This window comes from Micrococcus sp. HOU01 (genome assembly GCF_035609305.1).
Classification (GTDB): domain Bacteria; phylum Actinomycetota; class Actinomycetes; order Actinomycetales; family Micrococcaceae; genus Micrococcus; species Micrococcus luteus.
On the sequence record NZ_CP141211.1, the window covers coordinates 625,182 to 641,013 of the forward strand.

The window sequence follows — 15,832 nt, forward strand, 5'->3', positions numbered from 1 at the left end:
GGTGCCTCCGCGGGGTCGAGGGGTCGGGTCTGAGGTCAGCGTAGTGCGGGCCGGGCCCGCCGCGGAGGGGCTCAGCCCTCGCGCAGGTGGCGCAGGTGCGCGGCCACCGTCTGGACGGCCACGCGGGCCACGGTGCCGGTGAGGCCGGGGTAGATGCGCGGGGCCAGGTCCTCGGGCGTGATCGTCGCCGCCTGGCCTTCGGGCAGCTCGGCCAGGGCGGCGCGGATCTGCTCCAGGCGGCCCTCGCGGTGGTGCCGGTAGTCGCGGGCGACGACGTCCAGCGGCTCCGGCACGGGCCCGTGCGCGGGCAGCACCGTGAGCGGGCCCGCCGCCTCGAGACGGCGCAGGCTGGCCAGGTAGTCGGTGAGGGTGCCGTCCGGGTGGTCGAGCATCGTGGTGCCCGAGCCGAGGATGGTGTCGCCCGTGATGGCCGCGCCGTGCGCGCCCGCGTCCGGGACGGCGAACGAGTAGGAGTCCGAGGTGTGGCCCGGGGTGGGCCACGCCAGCACCGGGGTGCCGGCGACGTCGATCCGCTCGTCCGGCGTCAGGACGGCGGCCCCGCCGCGGCACCAGTCCGGGTCCGCGGCGCGCACGGGGGCGCCCGTGGCCGCGTGGAACGCGTCCACCCCGCCGGTGTGGTCGGCGTGCCGGTGCGTCACCAGGATGAGCGCGATCCGGCGCCCCTCGGCCGCCGCGCGGACGCGCTCGAGGTGGGCGGCGACGTCGTCCTCCGGGCCCGGGTCCACCACGACGGCCGCGTCCGAGTCCGGTGCGGCGACCACGTACGTGTTGGTGCCCGCGAGGGTCATCGGGGAGGGGTTCTGGGCGGTCACGCAGCGCACCAGCGGGGCGGGCGTGGGGCCGGGTGTGGCGGTGGTCGTTGTCATAGGCTCGAGTGTATGGAGAACCAGCAGACCGGCCAGGCCGCGGACCGCGGCACCATCGACACGCGCGAGGGGCTCAAGGGCAACTACGTGCAGTCCGGGGCGGAGTTCACGCGGGACACGAACTACATCGCGGACCGGATCGTGGCGGACCCGGAGGCCGTGCGGGCCCTGCCCGTGGCCGAGCCGTCCACGGTCGGTCGCGTGGGCGGCGGGCTCACCGAGGGGGCCGAGGCGTGGCCCGTCGAGGCGGGCCGCTACCGGCTCGTGGCGGCGCGGGCGTGCCCGTGGGCGAACCGGACGATCATCGTGCGGCGCCTGCTCGGCCTGGAGGACGCGATCTCGCTGGGCACCCCGGGGCCGACCCACGACGAGCGGTCCTGGACCTTCGACCTCGACGAGGGCGGGAAGGACCCCGTGCTCGGCACCGAGCGGATCCAGGAGAACTACTTCACGCGGTTCCCCGACTACCCGCGGGGCATCACGGTGCCGGCGATCGTGGACGTGCCGACGGGCGGCGTCGTGACCAACGACTACCCGCAGATCACCCTCGACCTCTCGACGGAGTGGACCGCGTTCCACCGCGACGGCGCCCCGCAGCTGATCCCCGACGCCGGGCCGGAGCGGGACGAGATGTTCGAGGTGATCGAGCGCGTGTTCACCGAGGTGAACAACGGCGTGTACCGGTGCGGCTTCGCGGGGTCCCAGGAGGCGTACGACGCCGCGTACGAGCGGCTGTGGACCGCGATGGACTGGCTCGAGGAGCGCCTGACGACGCGCCGCTTCCTGATGGGGGAGCGGATCACCGAGGCCGACGTGCGGCTGTTCACCACGCTGGTGCGGTTCGACCCCGTGTACCACGGGCACTTCAAGTGCAACCGGAACAGGCTGACCGAGATGCCGGCGCTGTGGGGCTACGCGCGCGACCTGTTCCAGACCCCGGGCTTCGGCGACACGATCGACTTCGCGCAGATCAAGGAGCACTACTACGTGGTCCACGAGGACATCAACCCGACGGGCATCGTGCCCGCGGGCCCGGAGCTGGCGAGCTGGCTGAGCGAGCACGGGCGCGAGGAGTTCGGCGGCGACCCGTGGGGCGGCGGCACCGCACCCGGGCCCGTGCGCGAGGGCGAGCGCGTGGACCCGGAGCACACGCCGCTGCGGTGAGGTCGCCCGGCCCGGCCCGCAACGCGGGTTGAGTTGTCGCGGGTCCCGGGCTGGGACACCCGCGATAACTCAACCCGCGTTGCCGAGTGGACCGGGTGAGCGTCAGAAGGGCGCGCCGGGGATTGTTGAACAATCCCCCCTCATGCCTCAAGATTGTGTGACCGGCACCTCAGCCGGGCCCGATCCGAGAGGACTGCACTGTGTCTCACGCGCCGCAGATCGACCTGAACTCCGACGTCGGCGAGTCCTTCGGCTCGTGGACGATGGGGGACGACGCCGCCATCATGCCCTCCGTCTCCTCCGCCAACGTCGCGTGCGGCTTCCACGCGGGCGATCCCTCGGGGATCGCCCAGACCTGCCGTGACGCGGTCGCCGCAGGCGTCACGATCGGCGCGCACGTGGGCTACCGCGACCTCGCCGGCTTCGGCCGCCGCTTCCTGGACTGCACGCCCACCGAGCTGGCCGACGACGTCCTCTACCAGATCGGCGCCCTCGACGCGCTCGCCCGCGCGGCCGGCGGCCGGGTCCGCTACGTGAAGCCGCACGGTGCCCTCTACAACACGATCGTCCGTCACGAGGCGCACGCCCAGGCCGTCGTCGACGGCGTCAAGGCGTTCGGCTCCGACCTCCCGCTGCTGCTCCTGCCCGGCTCCGTCGCCCTGGACAAGGCCGCCGCCGCGGGGCTGCGCGGCGTCGCCGAGGCCTTCGCTGACCGCGGCTACAACCCGGACGGCACGCTGGTCTCCCGCCGCGAGCCCGGCGCGGTCCTCCACGACGAGGACGCCGTCGCCGCCCGCATGGTGCGCCTGGCCACCGAGGGCGTCGTCGCGGCGGTGGACGGCACGGACGTGCGCGTCGACGCCGAGAGCATCTGCCTGCACGGCGACACGCCCGGCGCCGTGGCCATGGCCGCGGCCGTGCGCCGCGCGCTCGAGGGCGCGGGCGTGTCCATCAAGGCCTTCGCATGAGCGCCCCACGTCACCCCGCCGCCACACCGCCGGCCCGCGCGATCCGCTGGGTCGGCACGCAGGGCTTCCTCGTCGAGTGCGCCTCGCTCGAGGACGTCATGGCCGTCCACGCCCACCTCACGGCCCACCCGGAGCGCGGCCAGCGCCAGGTCATGGCCGCCGCCGCGACCGTCCTGGTGACCCTCACCTCGCAGGCCGCCGCCGAGCACGCCGCACCGCGGGTCAGCACCGTCACCCCGGACGCCGGTGAGCTGACGGGGGGCCGCGTCGTCGAGATCCCCGTGGTCTACGACGGTGAGGACCTCGCCGAGGTCGGCCGGCTCACCGGGCTCGGCGTCGACGGCGTCATCCGGGCCCACAGCGAGGCCGACTGGTTCGCCGCGTTCGGCGGCTTCGCGCCGGGGTTCATGTACTGCGCCTCCGAGGCGGCCCCGTTCGAGGCGCCCCGTCGCAGCTCGCCCCGCACGGCCGTCCCCGCGGGCGCCGTCGCCGTCGCCGGGGCCTTCTCCGCCGTCTACCCGCGCACCTCGCCCGGCGGCTGGCAGCTGCTCGGGCACACCACCGCGGCCCTGTGGGACCTCGGCCGCGAGCAGCCCGCCCTGCTGCAGCCCGGCGACCGTGTCCGCTACGTCCCCGTGCGCCCGACGGCGTCCGTCACCTCCGGCGCGGACGCCGCGGTCGAGGACACCCCGCCCGACGACGCCGCGGCCGGCCTCCCGTCCGTGGCCGGCCGCCGCGGCGTCACCGTCGTGGACCCGGGGCTCCTGACCCTGGTCCAGGACCTGGGCCGCCCGGGCCTGGGCGACCTCGGCGTCGTCGCGTCTGGCGCGGCCGACCGGGACGCGGCACGCCAGGCGAACCGGCTCGTGGGCAACCGCTCCCGCGAGGCGGTGCTGGAGACCGTCCTGGGCGGCCTCACCCTCACCGCGCACGGCCACCAGGTGATGGCCCTGGCCGGCGCCGAGGCAGGCGGGACGATCACCGCGGCCGACGGCGCCACGCGCCGGGTGCCCGCCCGCACCCCGTTCGTCGTGCTGGACGGCCAGACGCTGACGGTGGACGAGCCGGTCGGCGGCCTGCGCGTGTATGTGGGCCTCCGGGGCGGGATCGACGTGCCGCCCGTGCTCGGCAGCCGCTCGACCGACACCCTGTCCGGGCTTGGCCCCGCCCCGCTGACGGCGGGGGACCGCCTCGCCCGCCGCGTCGGCCCGGATGCGAGGGGCGCCGCCGGCGCCTCCGCCGCGAGCCCGACCGCCGCCGGCACCCCCGCCCCGGAGGAGGCCGGCGTCGTGATGGTGGGGGACCCGGAGACCTCGCTGCGCCCCATGCCCGCGCCCGGCCAGGTGGCCGTGCTGCGCGTGGTCCCCGGCCCCCGCGACGACTGGTTCGGCGAGGCGGGCCTGGAGCGGCTGTTCACGCAGGACTGGGACGTGAGCCAGCAGACCGACCGGATCGGGGTGCGCCTCACGGCCCCCGACGACGGCGCACCGCTCGAGCGCGTGCGCGAAGGTGAGCTGAAGTCCGAGGGCGCCGTGCGCGGCGCGCTGCAGGTGCCGCCCTCGGGTGAGCCCGTCCTGTTCCTCTCCGACCATCCGGTCACCGGCGGCTACCCGGTGATCGGCGTCGTGGCCCGCGCGGACCTCAGCCTGGCGGCCCAGCTGCCGCCGGGCGCCCGCGTCCGCTTCGTCCCCCATCCCCGCCCCGGCGCCGAGACCGTCGTCGACTCCGCATCGCCCTCCGAGGAGACCCCCGCATGACCACCACCCCCGTCGCCCGCCCCGTCACGCGGGTGCTCATCGCCAACCGCGGCGAGATCGCCGTGCGCGTGGCCCGCGCCGCCCGCGACCACGGCATCGCCTCGATCGCCGTCTACTCGGATCCGGACGCCGACGCCCTGCACGTGGCCGTCGCGGACGAGGCCTTCCACCTGCCGGGCGCGTCCTCGGCGGACACCTACCTGAAGATCGACGCGGTCCTGGACGTCGCCCGCCGCGCCGGCGCCGACGCCGTGCACCCGGGCTACGGCTTCCTCTCCGAGAACGCCGACTTCGCGCAGGCCGTGATCGACGCCGGGATGACCTGGATCGGCCCGTCGCCGGACGCCATCCGCGCCCTCGGCGACAAGATCACCGCCCGCTCCCTCGCCCAGCAGGCGGGCGCCCCGCTCGTGCCGGGTTCGGACGGCCCCGTGCCGGACGCCGCCGCCGCGCGCGCGTTCGCCGAGGAGCACGGCCTGCCGATCGCCATCAAGGCGGCCTTCGGCGGCGGCGGCCGCGGCATCCGCGTGGTGCGCGAGCTCGGCGACGTCGAGGACGCGTTCGAGGCGACCGTCCGCGAGGCCGTCGCCGCGTTCGGCCGCGGCGAGTGCTTCGTGGAGCGCTTCCTGGACCGCCCCCGCCACGTGGAGGCCCAGGTCCTCGCCGACGAGCACGGCCACGTGGCCGTGCTCGGCACACGCGACTGCTCCCTGCAGCGCCGCAACCAGAAGCTCGTGGAGGAGGCCCCGGCGCCGTTCCTCACGGACGAGCAGCGCGAGCGCATCCACACCTCCGCCCGCGAGATCTGCCGCGCCGCCGGGTACACCGGGGCCGGCACGGTCGAGTACCTCGTGGCCCCGGACGGCCTCATCAGCTTCCTGGAGGTGAACACCCGCCTGCAGGTGGAGCATCCGGTCACCGAGGAGGTCTTCGGCGTGGACCTGGTGCGCGAGCAGTTCCGCGTCGCCGCCGGCGAGCCGCTGAGCATCCCCGAGGACCCGACGCCGCGCGGCCACGCCCTCGAGTTCCGCCTCAACGCCGAGGACCCGGCGTACGGCTTCCTGCCCGTGCCCGGCCCGATCGACGCGTTCGAGGCCCCCACCGGCCCCGGGGTCCGCATGGACTCGGGCGTCCGCACCGGCTCCGTGGTGCCGGGCGAGTACGACTCCCTGCTCGCCAAGCTCATCGTGTGGGGCGAGGACCGCGCCCAGGCCATCGCCCGCGCCCGCGACGCCCTGGCCGAGCTGCGCGTCGACGGCGTGCCCACCGTGGTGCCGTTCCACCGCGCCGTGCTCGAGCAGGACGCCTTCACCTCGGGGGACCGCCTCGGCGTCTACACCACGTGGATCGAGTCCGAGTTCGCCGAGCCGCTGGCCGAGTCCCCCTACCTGGGCGCCGAGGTGCCCGCCGGCGGCCGCACCGCCGTCACCGTCGAGCTGGACGGCCGCGCCGTGCGCCTGGGCCTGCCCGCCGATCTCTACGCGGCCCTCCTCGGAGGCGGCGGCGCGGGTGCCGCGGCCCCGGCCGGCGCTGCCGCAGGCGCCGGGAAGGCCGACGACGACGGCGCCGTGGCCTCGCCGGTCACCGGCACCCTGGCCTCGTGGAAGGTCGAGGACGGCGCCGAGGTGGCCGAGGGTGACACGGTCGCGATCGTGGAGGCGATGAAGATGGAGACGCCGATCCGTGCCCCGCGTGCGGGCCGGATCCAGCTCCTCGTGGCCGAGACCCCGGCCTCGGTGACGCGCGGCCAGGCGATCGCCCGGCTGGGGGCGTGACGGTGCCGGCGCGCGGCGGTGTCACCGGGGAAGGCCTCGCGCCCGGCGTCGGCGGCGGCGAGTCCGCCCCGGCTCCGGCTCCCGTGGCCGCGGCCGCACAGCTGCGGCAGCGGATCGCGGCGGCCGGGCTCGTGCCGGGGGAGCGACTGGGAGAGGTGGCGCTGGCCGCCGAGCTCCAGGTCAGCCGCAACAGCCTGCGCGAGGCGTTCACCATGCTGGCCTCGGAGGGCCTCGTGGAGCGACGGCCGCACCGCGGGGTGTTCGTGACGGCGCCGGGTCCGGAGGACGTGCGTGGGCTGTACCGCACGCGTCGGGTGATCCAGCTCGGCGCCCTCGAGCACGGCGAGCTCACCCCCGGCGCGGCGCGCCACCTGCGCTGTGCTCAGGACCTGCTCTCGGGCGGCCCGGACACCCCCGCGCGGGTCCTGGGCGACGCCAACCATCGCGTCCACGTCGGCATCGTGGACCTGGCCGGCGCCCCCGAGCTCACCCGCCTCATGGCGTCGGTGCAGGCCCGCGTGCGCCTGGCGTTCCACCCCATGGACGAGCAGACGCGCCTGCACATGCAGTTCGCGGACCGCAACCGGTGGATCGTGGAGCGGCTGCTGGCCGGCGACCTGCCCGCGGTGCACGCCATGTTCGGCGATTACCTGGACGAGGCGGAGCACTTCGTCCTGGCGCACCTCGCCGCCGCGGGGGACTGACCGCCTCCCCGGGCCCGGGCGGTCACGGGACCTGGAACATCCGGTCCGGCAGGTCCGTGATGAGCATGTGCCCGGGAGCGTGGGTGATGGCCAGCGGCGGGCGGGACTCCATGATCGCCGCCTGCGGCGTCACCCCGCACGCCCAGAACACGGGCAGGTGGCCCTGCGGGACCTCGACGGCGTCGCCGAAGTCCGGTGCCGCCAGGTCCGTGATCCCGAGGCCGGCCGGGTCGCCCACGTGCACGGGCGCGCCGTGCACCGCGGGGTAGCGGGAGGTGATGCGCACGGCGTCGGCCACGCGGTCGGCGGGGAGGGGGCGCATCGAGACCACGAGCGGGCCCGAGAGGCGGCCCGCCGAGGCGCAGCGCCGCGTGGTGCGGTACATCGGCACGTTCACACCGGCGTCCTGGTGGGCCATCCGGATGCCCTCGGCCACCAGGGCGGACTCGAAGGTGAACGAGCAGCCGATCACGAACGTCACGAGGTCGTCCCGCCACACGTCGAGCAGATCCGTGGGGCGGTCCGTCTCGACGCCGTCGCGGTACACCACGTACTGCGGCACGTCCGTGCGGACGTCGCCGTCCAGTGCGGGGCCGTTGACCTCGCCGGCCTTGAACACGCCGAGCAGCGGCAGGGCCTGGGGGTTGCGCTGGGCGAAGAGCAGGACGTCGTAGGCGTGGTCCTGCGGGATCGAGACGAGGTTCGCCTGCGCGTAGCCGTCGGCGATCCCCGAGGTCGGCCGCACGAGCCCCGCGCGGAAGCGCTCGCGGGCCTGCGCGGGGGTCGTGGCGCCGTCCAGCGGCGGCAGCGGCGTCGTCGTGGTCATCTCAGGCACCGGTGATCATCTCGACCATGGGGATGAACCCGCGCACCGCGATGAACACGGAGACGATCCACGCGAGCGCGCCGATCACGAGCAGCCACCCGGGGTAGCGGTAGCCGTGCAGCAGGTCGCGGCGGCGCCAGGCCACGTACAGGAGGGCGGCGAAGCCGACCGGCAGGATCATGCCGTTGAACGCGCCGGCGAACACGAGCAGCGTCTGCGGTGCCTGGCGCAGCGCCAGGTAGAGGGCGGTGCAGACCACGATGAAGGCGACCGTCAGCAGGTTGCGGGTGCGGGCGCTGGTGGTGGAGCGGGTGACGAAGCTGATCGAGGTGTACGACGCACCGATCACGGAGGTGACGGCGGCGGCCCACAGGACGATGCCGAACATGCGCAGGCCGATGTCGCCGGCGGCGGCCTGGAAGGCGGAGGCGGCCAGGTTGTCCTTGGACAGCACCGCCCCCGAGGCGACGACGCCGAGGATCGCCAGGAACAGGAGGGCGCGCATCAGGCCGGTCACGAGGATCGAGGCCACGGAGCTGCGGGTGATGTCCTGGACGTCGTCCACGCCCTTCACTCCGGAGTCGATCATGCGGTGGGCGCCCGCGTAGGTGATGTAGCCGCCGATGGTGCCGCCCACGAGGGTGACGATCACGAAGAAGTCGACCTCCTCCGGCATCACGGACTGGCGCAGGGCCTCGCCCACGGGCGGGGCGGAGGTGATGGCCACGTACAGCATCAGCAGGATCATGACGGCGCCGAGCGCCACCACGATCCGGTCCAGGGCCACGCCGGCGCGCTTGGAGAGGAAGATCAACAGCGCGATGAGCGCGGAGACGCCGCCACCGATCAGGGGGTCGACGCCGAGCATGGCGTTCGCGCCGAGGCCGGTGCCGGCGATGTTGCCGATGTTGAAGACCATGCCGCCGAGGAACACGAGCGCGGCGAGGACCCAGCCGAGGCCGGGCAGGACGCGGTTCGCCAGCTCCTGGGCGCGCATGCCGGAGACGCCGATGACGCGCCACACGTTCATCTGGACGGCGATGTCGATGAGGATCGAGACCAGGATGGCGAACGCGAACGCGGCGCCCATCTGGACGGTGAACGTGGCGGTCTGCGTGATGAAGCCGGGGCCGATGGCCGAGGTGGCCATGAGGAACATGGCGCCGAGCAGTGCGGTGCGCCGGGTGGCGCTCGCGGCACGGGAGTCCGTCTTCGGTGCGGTGCCCGAGGGGGTCGAGTCGTCCGGCCCGGCGTAGGGGATGTCTGCGTGGGACACGGTGGTCACCTTCGTCGAGGGCGCCGGGCGAGGTGACGGGCGTCACGAGGCGCTGGGGGAGACGGTAGCTGTTGTTGAACAATCCTGGCAACAGCGAGACCGGGTGTCGTGGCGTCCCCGTCCGAAGGACCGCCTCACCTGCCTGGCGCGCCCCGCCCCGCGCCGCGAGCATGGAGACATGTCGCACACGTCTGAACAGTCCTCGCCCCTGACCGATCAGGTCCCGCCGGGCGGTCCCGACGAGCCGCACGCCGCCGGCGGCGTGCATGCCCGCCTCAACTGGCTCCGGGCGGGCGTGCTCGGCGCCAACGACGGCATCGTGTCCGTTGCGGCCACCGTCGTCGGTGTCGCCGGTGCGACGACGGCGCTCACCCCGATCCTGCTGGCCGGCGCCGCCGCCGTGGTCGGCGGCGCCTTCTCCATGGCGCTGGGCGAGTACGTGTCCGTCTCCTCGTCCTCCGACTCGCAGAAGTCGCTGATCGCCAAGGAGCGCCGTGAGCTCGAGGAGGATCCCGAGGGCGAGCTGGAGGAGCTCGTGCAGCTCTACGAGGCGGACGGCCTGAGCCGGGCCACGGCCGAGGCCGCCGCGCGGGAGCTCACCGAGAAGGACGCGCTCGCCGCGCATCTGCGCATGGAGCTGGGCATGGCGGAGGAGGACGTCGTCAGCCCGTGGGCCGCCGCCGGAGCGTCCTTCCTCGCGTTCCTCGTGGGCGCGCTGCTGCCCTTCCTGACGGTCGTCCTGGCGCCGGTGGGCCTCCGCGTCCCGTTCACGTTCGGCGTCACCCTCGTGGCCCTCGCCGTCACCGGCTGGGTCGGGGCCCGGCTCGGCGACGCGCCCGCGCTGCGGGCGGCCGTGCGCGTCGTCCTCGGCGGCGCCCTGGCGCTCGGCCTGACCTTCGCGGTGGGCTCGCTGCTGGGGGCGTCGGTCGCCTGATCCACGCCGGAGGGGTGGGCCGGCCCAGCGCCCGTGGCCGCGCCGAGCCGTGACGAGCGGAGCGGCCCTGGGGGCCGAGGACCGTGCGCATACCACAGGCGCCCCCCGCCGAGTTGAAGCGACGCCCACGGTTCGCGTAAGGTGGGACGGCGCACGCCGCGTTGTTCTCGTCGTTCCATCGGTCAGGTGACCGGGCGGACGGCGGGTCGGAAAAGCAACGCGCTCCCGCAGACCGGATCCCGGGACGTCCTCAGGACGGACCGGGGCTCACCGTCCACACCAGCGATCCCATAAGGAACTTCGGTTGGCTCTCACCCAGCCTGGTCCCCCTTTTCGAGAAGTCGCAGTAAGAGTGCGGTGTCCACACCCGGGGCGGGGCTCACAACAGGTGTCCGCGGACAGGTCCGCGGCTCGCCGCCATGCGGGTTCCGCCCGTCCTTTTACTACTACTTGCCACGAGGAGTGATCATGGCAGCTCACTGCCAGGTAACCGGGGCTGGGCCGGGATTCGGCCACAGCATCTCCCACTCGCACCGTCGCACCAAGCGCCGGTTCGACCCCAACATCCAGAAGAAGACCTACTGGGTCCCCTCCCTGCGCCGCAACGTCACCCTGACGCTGTCCGCCAAGGGCATCAAGACCATCGACGTGCGCGGTATCGACGCCGTCGTGGCGGACCTGATCGCGAAGGGAGTGAAGCTCTGACATGGCCAAGGACAAGGACGTTCGTCCGATCATCAAGCTGAAGTCCACCGCCGGCACCGGGTTCACCTACGTGACCCGCAAGAACCGCCGGAACAACCCGGACCGCATCACCCTGAAGAAGTACGACCCGGTGGTCCGCAAGCACGTCGACTTCCGAGAGGAGCGCTGAGATGGCCAAGAAGTCCAAGATCGCCAAGAACGAGCAGCGCAAGGCCATCGTGGCCCGTTACGCCGAGAAGCGTCTCGAGCTGCGCAAGACCCTCGTGGACCCGAACGCGTCGGACGAGGCCCGCGAGGCCGCCCGCCTGGGCCTGCAGAAGCTGCCCCGCGACGCCTCCCCGGTCCGCGTGCGCAACCGCGACGCCATCGACGGTCGCCCCCGCGGCACCTTCCAGCGCTTCGGCATCTCCCGCGTGCGCTTCCGCGACATGGCGCACCGTGGCGAGCTGCCCGGCGTGACCAAGTCCTCCTGGTGACCTGAGGCCCGGTCTCCGGGCGCTCGGCACCACCGCGACGGCGGCGTCCCTCCTCAGGAGGGGCGCCGCCGTCGTCGTGCCCCGGGGATGAGGGCCACCCGGGTCACGGGAAATCGCGGATTCTCGCGGTTCAGGGGGCGATTCGCCCGCGGAGAGGTGGTACGTTCACAACTGGCAGCCCGGTCCGAACGGCCCGGGAACCGTAACCGACGTCCCATAGGGAGGACCCATGGCCATGAACCGCAAGGAACTCGTCGCCGCCGTCGCCGAGCGCTCCGGCAACACCCAGGCCGCCGTCAGCGATGTGCTGGACGCCCTCTTCGAGGTGTTCACCGCCCAGGTCAAGAAGGGCGAGAAGGTCTCGATCCCGGGCTGGCTGGCCGTGGAGCGCACCGAGCGCAAGGAGCGCACCGGCCGCAACCCGCGCACCGGCGAGGAGATCACCATCCCGGCCGGCCACTCCGTGAAGGTGACCGCCGGCTCCAAGCTCAAGGCCGCCGCCTCCGAGTGATCCCGGTCGCGGTGCGGGTCCCCGGACCCACGCCGCAGGCCGCAGGACGGGCGTCCCACCCTCGGGTGGGGCGCCCGTCGTCGTCTGCGGGCGCGTAGGATGGGCGGACGATCGTCCGGCCGACGTGGGCCGGGGCCGTGCGGAGAGGAGTCGTGGCATGCGCAGCGCCGTCGCCGCCGCTCCGTGGGCCCCGTCCGGCCTCGAGGACGCCCCTCCGCGCGTCGTGCGTGGGCCGGCCCGTCTGGTCCGGGGCTGGGCCGGGGCCCTGGCGATGACCGCCCTGGCCGCGCTGTTCCACACCGCCGCCGAGCCCGGTCACGGGTTCCCCGAGGTCGGCGTGGTCGCCTTCGCGGCCGTCCTCGCCGCCCCGCTCTGCACCGCCCTGGCGGGCCGCGCCCTCTCGCTGTGGCGCACCGCCGCCGCCGTCGCGATCGCCCAGGGGCTGTTCCACGTGCTCTACGGGCTCGCCGCCGGCGGCCACGCCGTGGCGCCGGCCGCCGGCGTCGACCCCGCCCACCTCGGCCACGCCCGTCCCGGCGCTGGGGCCCTCCTGGCGCCGGGGGAGGCCCTGTCCAGCGCCCCCACCGGCCACCTGACCGACCTGCGCATGCTCGCAGCCCACGTGATCGCCGCGGTCCTCACCGTGCTGGTGCTGCGGCGCGGCGAGGCCCTCGTGCTCACCATCGCCGAACGCGTGGTGGCCGCCGTCTGCCCGCCGCCGGCCGCGCACGGCCCCCTGCCGACGCCGGCCCGCGTCCGGGTCCCCGTCCCGCCGGCGCTCCGTCCGGCGACGTCCCTCGCCCTCCTCAGCTCTCCGGGGCGGCGCGGCCCGCCGTTCGCCCTCGCGGCCTGAGGACGCCGGCTCCGTCCGCGTCTCGAGGCCCGACCGCGCCCGACAACCCTTCGGAACGGTCCGCCCGCGACTCCCGTCCGGGACCGCGGCAGACCCGTGAGGACACCACCATGCATCACCAGACCACCCCTGTCCGCCGCGCCGCTCGCGCCGCCGCCGGACTCGCCCTGCTGCCCGCCCTCGTCGTCGCCGGGGCTGCCCCCGCGGCCGCGCACGACGAGCTCATCCGCACCGCCCCCGCCGTCGACGAGACCGTCACGACGGCGCCGTCGGAGGTCTCGCTGACCTTCAGCGGCGACCTGATCGACGGCGAGGGCATCCAGAACCTCCTGCAGGTCCGCGACGCCGACCGCAACCAGTGGCAGTCCGCCGCCGGCACCGTGGACGGCCCCACCTTCTCCGCGCCGCTGTGCGAGGGGCTGCCCAACGGCGACTACGAGGTCGCCTACCGCGTCGTCTACTCGGACGGGCACTCCGAGGAGCGCTCGTTCGACTTCGCGGTGGACAACCCGGCCGCACCGGCCGCCGGCACCGCGCCCCAGGGCTGCGGCTCCGCCGTCTCCGGGGCCTCGATCGCCGCCTCCCCGGAGGCCGCGGCAGGCCAGGGCGACGCCGTCTCGGCCGAGGCGACCGCGCAGGCGGACGCCTCCGACGCCGCGCAGCCCGCGGACTCCGACGCGCTGCCCGCCTGGGTGTGGGTCGCCGGCATCGCCGGCCTGGCCGTGCTCGTGGTGGCCTTCCTCCTGATGGGCCGCCGCGCCCGCGCGCTCGGCCACCTCGACGACGGCCGCTGACCTCTGACCCCCGGCCGGCCCCACGAGGGGACCGGCCCCGCCCTCGCGCGCCCGCACGCCCCGCGCGTCGTCGCGCGCCCGCCTGACAAGGAACCCCACAGACATGACCACCTCCTCCCCCCGCGCCCCTCGCCGCCTCGGCGCCGCCGCCGTGCTCGCCGTTGCCGCCCTCGGCCTGACGGCCTGCGCCGGAGACGAGGCCGGCTCCGCCCCGAGCGCGTCGGATGCCTCGAGCGTCGCGCCGGCCACGGGCGCCGCCCCGGTTTCGGATTCCTCGTCGGCCGCGTCCACCGCGGACGGCCAGGCCGCCGGCCTCACGATCACCGACCCCTGGACGAAGGCCACCGAGGAGGGCATGACCGGCTCCTTCGGCATGCTCGAGAACTCCTCGGACCAGGACCTGCACGTCGTCGGCGTCCGCTCGGAGCTGGGTGAGACGGTCGAGCTCCACGAGATGGTCTCCGGCGAGGACGGCCAGATGGTGATGCAGCGGAGCCCCGACGGCTTCACCGTGCCCGCCGGAGGGAGCTTCGAGCTCGCCCCGGGCGGCAACCACGTGATGTTCCTGGGCCTGACCGACCCGATCGAGCCGGGTGAGGACGTGACCTACGACCTCGAGCTGGAGGACGGCTCCACCCTCGAGGTCACCTCCGTGGTCCGGCCCTTCACCGGCGCCAACGAGTCGTACCACGGTGGCGAGTCCCACGAATCGGAGGACCATGCCGACCACTGACCCCGCCGGCCGGCCGGACAACCACCACGGGTCGGGCGGGCGCGAGGGCGCCCGCCCGGCCCCGGGGGGCCCCTCCCGCCGCGGCCTGCTCCTCGGGGCGGGCGCGGTGGGCGGCGGCCTGCTGGGCACGGCACTCGGCTATGGCGCCGGCCACGCGTCGGCCTCGACCGCCCCGGGCGCGTCTACCGCGCCCGGGGCGGGGGCCTCGCCGTCCGAGGTCATGGGCGACACCGGCATCGAGGGCGACGTCGGCCGGGCCGGCTGGGCCGAGCCCGGCGGCCAGGCCGCCCGGGTGGCCGTCAGCTCGCCCGTGGGCACGGACACCGTGCCGTTCCACGGGCCGCGCCAGGCCGGCGTCGACACCCCCGCCCAGGCCCACGCCGTCTTCCTCGCCCTCGACCTGCGCGAGGACGCGGACCGGGTGCGCATCGAGCGGATGCTGCGCCTGCTCACCGACGACGCGGCGCGCCTGACCCAGGGCCGCGCCACGATCGCCGACACCGAGCCGGAGCTCGCCGCCGCCCCCGCGCGGCTCACCGTGACGTTCGGCTTCGGCCCCGAGCTCGTCCGCCGCGTGGCCCCGGACCGGGCCCCGGCCTGGCTGCGCCCGCTGCCAGCGTTCGAGCAGATCGACCGCCTGGACCCCGCGTTCAGCGACGGCGACCTGCTGCTGCAGATCTGCGGCGACAACCGGATGTCCGTGGCCCACGCCCGGCGCATGCTCCTCAAGGCGGCCCGGCCGTTCGCCACCGAGCGCTGGGTGCAGGAGGGCTTCCGCTCCGCCCGCGGCGCCCACCCCACCGGCACCACGATGCGCAACCTCTTCGGGCAGGTGGACGGCACCGGCAACCCGGCGGCGGGCACCCCGCACCTCGACCGCGTGGTGTGGGGCGTGGGCGCCGAGCAGGTGGGCGTCACCCCGTGGATCGCGGACGGCACGTCCGTGGTGATCCGGCGCATCGAGATGCTCATGGACACGTGGGACGAGCTCGACCGCCCGGCCAAGGAGAAGGTCATCGGCCGTCGCCTCGGCACCGGCGCCCCCCTCACGGGGGAGCAGGAGCACGACGAGCCGGACTTCGACGCCGTCGGCCCCACGGGCTTCCCGGTCATCTCGGACATCGCGCACCTGCGGCGGGCCCGCGGGGAGGAGCCCGAGTACGGGATGCTGCGTCGCAGCTACAACTACGACAACCCGCGCGGGGCGCTGGAGGCGGGCTCCGGCCTGATCTTCGCCGCCTACCAGGCGGACGTGGACCGACAGTTCGTCCCCGTCCAGGCCCGGCTCGCCGAGTCGGACCACCTGAACCTGTGGACCGTGCCCGTCGGCTCGGCGGTCTTCGCGATCCCGCCCGGCTGCGCCGAGGGCGGGTTCGTGGGCGACGCCCTGTTCGCCTGACCCAGGGGCCCGACGACGGCGGGGCCGCTCCCGTCGTCGCCGGGCGTCCGCACGCTTTGAGAGGATGGAC

17 protein-coding genes are annotated in these 15,832 nt (G+C 74.8%); 14 read left to right on the forward strand and 3 right to left on the reverse strand.

Annotated elements, in window-relative coordinates; all coding sequences use genetic code 11:
* Positions 1 to 71: 71 nt before the first annotated feature.
* On the reverse strand, positions 72 to 887 hold the full coding sequence (locus SOY78_RS02915) for an MBL fold metallo-hydrolase (RefSeq protein WP_036383807.1): 816 nt from the start codon (positions 885 to 887) through the stop codon (positions 72 to 74).
* A gap of 12 nt (positions 888 to 899) precedes the next feature.
* On the opposite strand from SOY78_RS02915, the gene SOY78_RS02920 reads away from it, so the two are divergent.
* The 5 genes from SOY78_RS02920 (at position 900) to SOY78_RS02940 (ending at position 7,255) form a co-directional block, all read left to right on the forward strand.
* Complete coding sequence (locus SOY78_RS02920; RefSeq protein ID WP_036383805.1) at positions 900 to 2,051, forward strand: glutathione S-transferase family protein; 1,152 nt, start codon at positions 900 to 902, stop codon at positions 2,049 to 2,051.
* A gap of 200 nt (positions 2,052 to 2,251) precedes the next feature.
* Positions 2,252 to 3,019 carry a LamB/YcsF family protein gene (locus tag SOY78_RS02925; RefSeq protein ID WP_061867671.1) on the forward strand — a complete coding sequence of 256 codons (768 nt, stop codon included), beginning with the start codon at positions 2,252 to 2,254 and terminating at the stop codon, positions 3,017 to 3,019.
* Positions 3,016 to 4,776 (forward strand): carboxyltransferase domain-containing protein, encoded by a 1,761-nt coding sequence (locus SOY78_RS02930; protein ID WP_230259741.1) that lies wholly within the window; start codon positions 3,016 to 3,018, stop codon positions 4,774 to 4,776. Before SOY78_RS02925 ends, SOY78_RS02930 begins: the two co-directional genes overlap by 4 nt.
* A complete protein-coding gene (locus tag SOY78_RS02935; protein ID WP_060774875.1) occupies positions 4,773 to 6,551 on the forward strand; it encodes an acetyl/propionyl/methylcrotonyl-CoA carboxylase subunit alpha in 1,779 nt (592 codons plus the stop codon). Before SOY78_RS02930 ends, SOY78_RS02935 begins: the two co-directional genes overlap by 4 nt.
* Positions 6,548 to 7,255, forward strand: coding sequence for a GntR family transcriptional regulator (locus SOY78_RS02940; protein ID WP_041104493.1), 708 nt, complete (start codon positions 6,548 to 6,550; stop codon positions 7,253 to 7,255). Before SOY78_RS02935 ends, SOY78_RS02940 begins: the two co-directional genes overlap by 4 nt.
* Before the next feature lie 22 nt (positions 7,256 to 7,277).
* Here the strand turns inward: SOY78_RS02940 and SOY78_RS02945 are convergent, their stop codons facing one another.
* Positions 7,278 to 8,090, reverse strand: a complete 813-nt coding sequence (locus SOY78_RS02945) for a putative hydro-lyase (protein ID WP_324701767.1) — start codon at positions 8,088 to 8,090, stop codon at positions 7,278 to 7,280.
* Positions 8,083 to 9,366 (reverse strand): NRAMP family divalent metal transporter, encoded by a 1,284-nt coding sequence (locus tag SOY78_RS02950; protein ID WP_063188857.1) that lies wholly within the window; start codon positions 9,364 to 9,366, stop codon positions 8,083 to 8,085. The genes SOY78_RS02945 and SOY78_RS02950 overlap by 8 nt, the downstream gene beginning before the upstream one ends.
* Before the next feature lie 169 nt (positions 9,367 to 9,535).
* Here SOY78_RS02950 and SOY78_RS02955 point away from each other — a divergent pair, with 169 nt between their 5' ends.
* The 9 genes from SOY78_RS02955 to SOY78_RS02995 all read left to right on the forward strand — a co-directional run bounded on the left by SOY78_RS02955 (position 9,536) and on the right by SOY78_RS02995 (position 15,762).
* The gene (locus SOY78_RS02955; RefSeq protein ID WP_060973850.1) at positions 9,536 to 10,291 is read left to right on the forward strand and encodes a VIT1/CCC1 transporter family protein; all 756 of its coding nucleotides are present in this window, start codon (positions 9,536 to 9,538) and stop codon (positions 10,289 to 10,291) included.
* Between the two features lie 468 nt (positions 10,292 to 10,759).
* Positions 10,760 to 10,996 (forward strand): 50S ribosomal protein L28, encoded by a 237-nt coding sequence (gene rpmB / locus SOY78_RS02960; RefSeq protein WP_002858335.1) that lies wholly within the window; start codon positions 10,760 to 10,762, stop codon positions 10,994 to 10,996.
* Position 10,997: 1 nt separating this feature from the next.
* Positions 10,998 to 11,165 (forward strand): 50S ribosomal protein L33, encoded by a 168-nt coding sequence (gene rpmG, locus SOY78_RS02965; RefSeq protein WP_002858336.1) that lies wholly within the window; start codon positions 10,998 to 11,000, stop codon positions 11,163 to 11,165.
* 1 nt (position 11,166) lies between these two features.
* The gene (rpsN, locus tag SOY78_RS02970) at positions 11,167 to 11,472 is read left to right on the forward strand and encodes a 30S ribosomal protein S14 (protein ID WP_002858338.1); all 306 of its coding nucleotides are present in this window, start codon (positions 11,167 to 11,169) and stop codon (positions 11,470 to 11,472) included.
* Positions 11,473 to 11,701: 229 nt separating this feature from the next.
* Positions 11,702 to 11,983, forward strand: coding sequence for an HU family DNA-binding protein (locus tag SOY78_RS02975; RefSeq protein ID WP_002858339.1), 282 nt, complete (start codon positions 11,702 to 11,704; stop codon positions 11,981 to 11,983).
* 157 nt (positions 11,984 to 12,140) lie between these two features.
* A complete protein-coding gene (locus SOY78_RS02980) occupies positions 12,141 to 12,836 on the forward strand; it encodes a hypothetical protein (protein ID WP_063188855.1) in 696 nt (231 codons plus the stop codon).
* 110 nt (positions 12,837 to 12,946) lie between these two features.
* The gene (locus tag SOY78_RS02985) at positions 12,947 to 13,630 is read left to right on the forward strand and encodes a copper resistance CopC family protein (RefSeq protein ID WP_324701768.1); all 684 of its coding nucleotides are present in this window, start codon (positions 12,947 to 12,949) and stop codon (positions 13,628 to 13,630) included.
* 103 nt (positions 13,631 to 13,733) lie between these two features.
* The gene (locus SOY78_RS02990) at positions 13,734 to 14,363 is read left to right on the forward strand and encodes a copper chaperone PCu(A)C (protein ID WP_324701769.1); all 630 of its coding nucleotides are present in this window, start codon (positions 13,734 to 13,736) and stop codon (positions 14,361 to 14,363) included.
* Positions 14,350 to 15,762: a Dyp-type peroxidase gene (locus SOY78_RS02995; RefSeq protein WP_324701770.1), complete on the forward strand. Its 1,413-nt coding sequence runs from the start codon at positions 14,350 to 14,352 to the stop codon at positions 15,760 to 15,762. Before SOY78_RS02990 ends, SOY78_RS02995 begins: the two co-directional genes overlap by 14 nt.
* Positions 15,763 to 15,832: the final 70 nt, after the last annotated feature.

Bases quoted from the DNA above. Each gene is read 5' to 3' on its own strand.
- rpsN (WP_002858338.1), top strand. From the start codon at position 11,167: ATGGCCAAGAAGTCCAAGATCGCCAAGAACGAGCAGCGCAAGGCCATC.
- rpmG (WP_002858336.1), top strand. From the start codon at position 10,998: ATGGCCAAGGACAAGGACGTTCGTCCGATCATCAAGCTGAAGTCCACC.
- rpmB (WP_002858335.1), top strand. From the start codon at position 10,760: ATGGCAGCTCACTGCCAGGTAACCGGGGCTGGGCCGGGATTCGGCCAC.
- SOY78_RS02920 (WP_036383805.1), top strand. From the start codon at position 900: ATGGAGAACCAGCAGACCGGCCAGGCCGCGGACCGCGGCACCATCGAC.
- SOY78_RS02930 (WP_230259741.1), top strand. From the start codon at position 3,016: ATGAGCGCCCCACGTCACCCCGCCGCCACACCGCCGGCCCGCGCGATC.
- SOY78_RS02995 (WP_324701770.1), top strand. From the start codon at position 14,350: ATGCCGACCACTGACCCCGCCGGCCGGCCGGACAACCACCACGGGTCG.
- SOY78_RS02955 (WP_060973850.1), top strand. From the start codon at position 9,536: ATGTCGCACACGTCTGAACAGTCCTCGCCCCTGACCGATCAGGTCCCG.
- SOY78_RS02990 (WP_324701769.1), top strand. From the start codon at position 13,734: ATGACCACCTCCTCCCCCCGCGCCCCTCGCCGCCTCGGCGCCGCCGCC.
- SOY78_RS02915 (WP_036383807.1), bottom strand. From the start codon at position 887: ATGACAACGACCACCGCCACACCCGGCCCCACGCCCGCCCCGCTGGTG.
- SOY78_RS02980 (WP_063188855.1), top strand. From the start codon at position 12,141: ATGCGCAGCGCCGTCGCCGCCGCTCCGTGGGCCCCGTCCGGCCTCGAG.
- SOY78_RS02975 (WP_002858339.1), top strand. From the start codon at position 11,702: ATGGCCATGAACCGCAAGGAACTCGTCGCCGCCGTCGCCGAGCGCTCC.
- SOY78_RS02935 (WP_060774875.1), top strand. From the start codon at position 4,773: ATGACCACCACCCCCGTCGCCCGCCCCGTCACGCGGGTGCTCATCGCC.
- SOY78_RS02985 (WP_324701768.1), top strand. From the start codon at position 12,947: ATGCATCACCAGACCACCCCTGTCCGCCGCGCCGCTCGCGCCGCCGCC.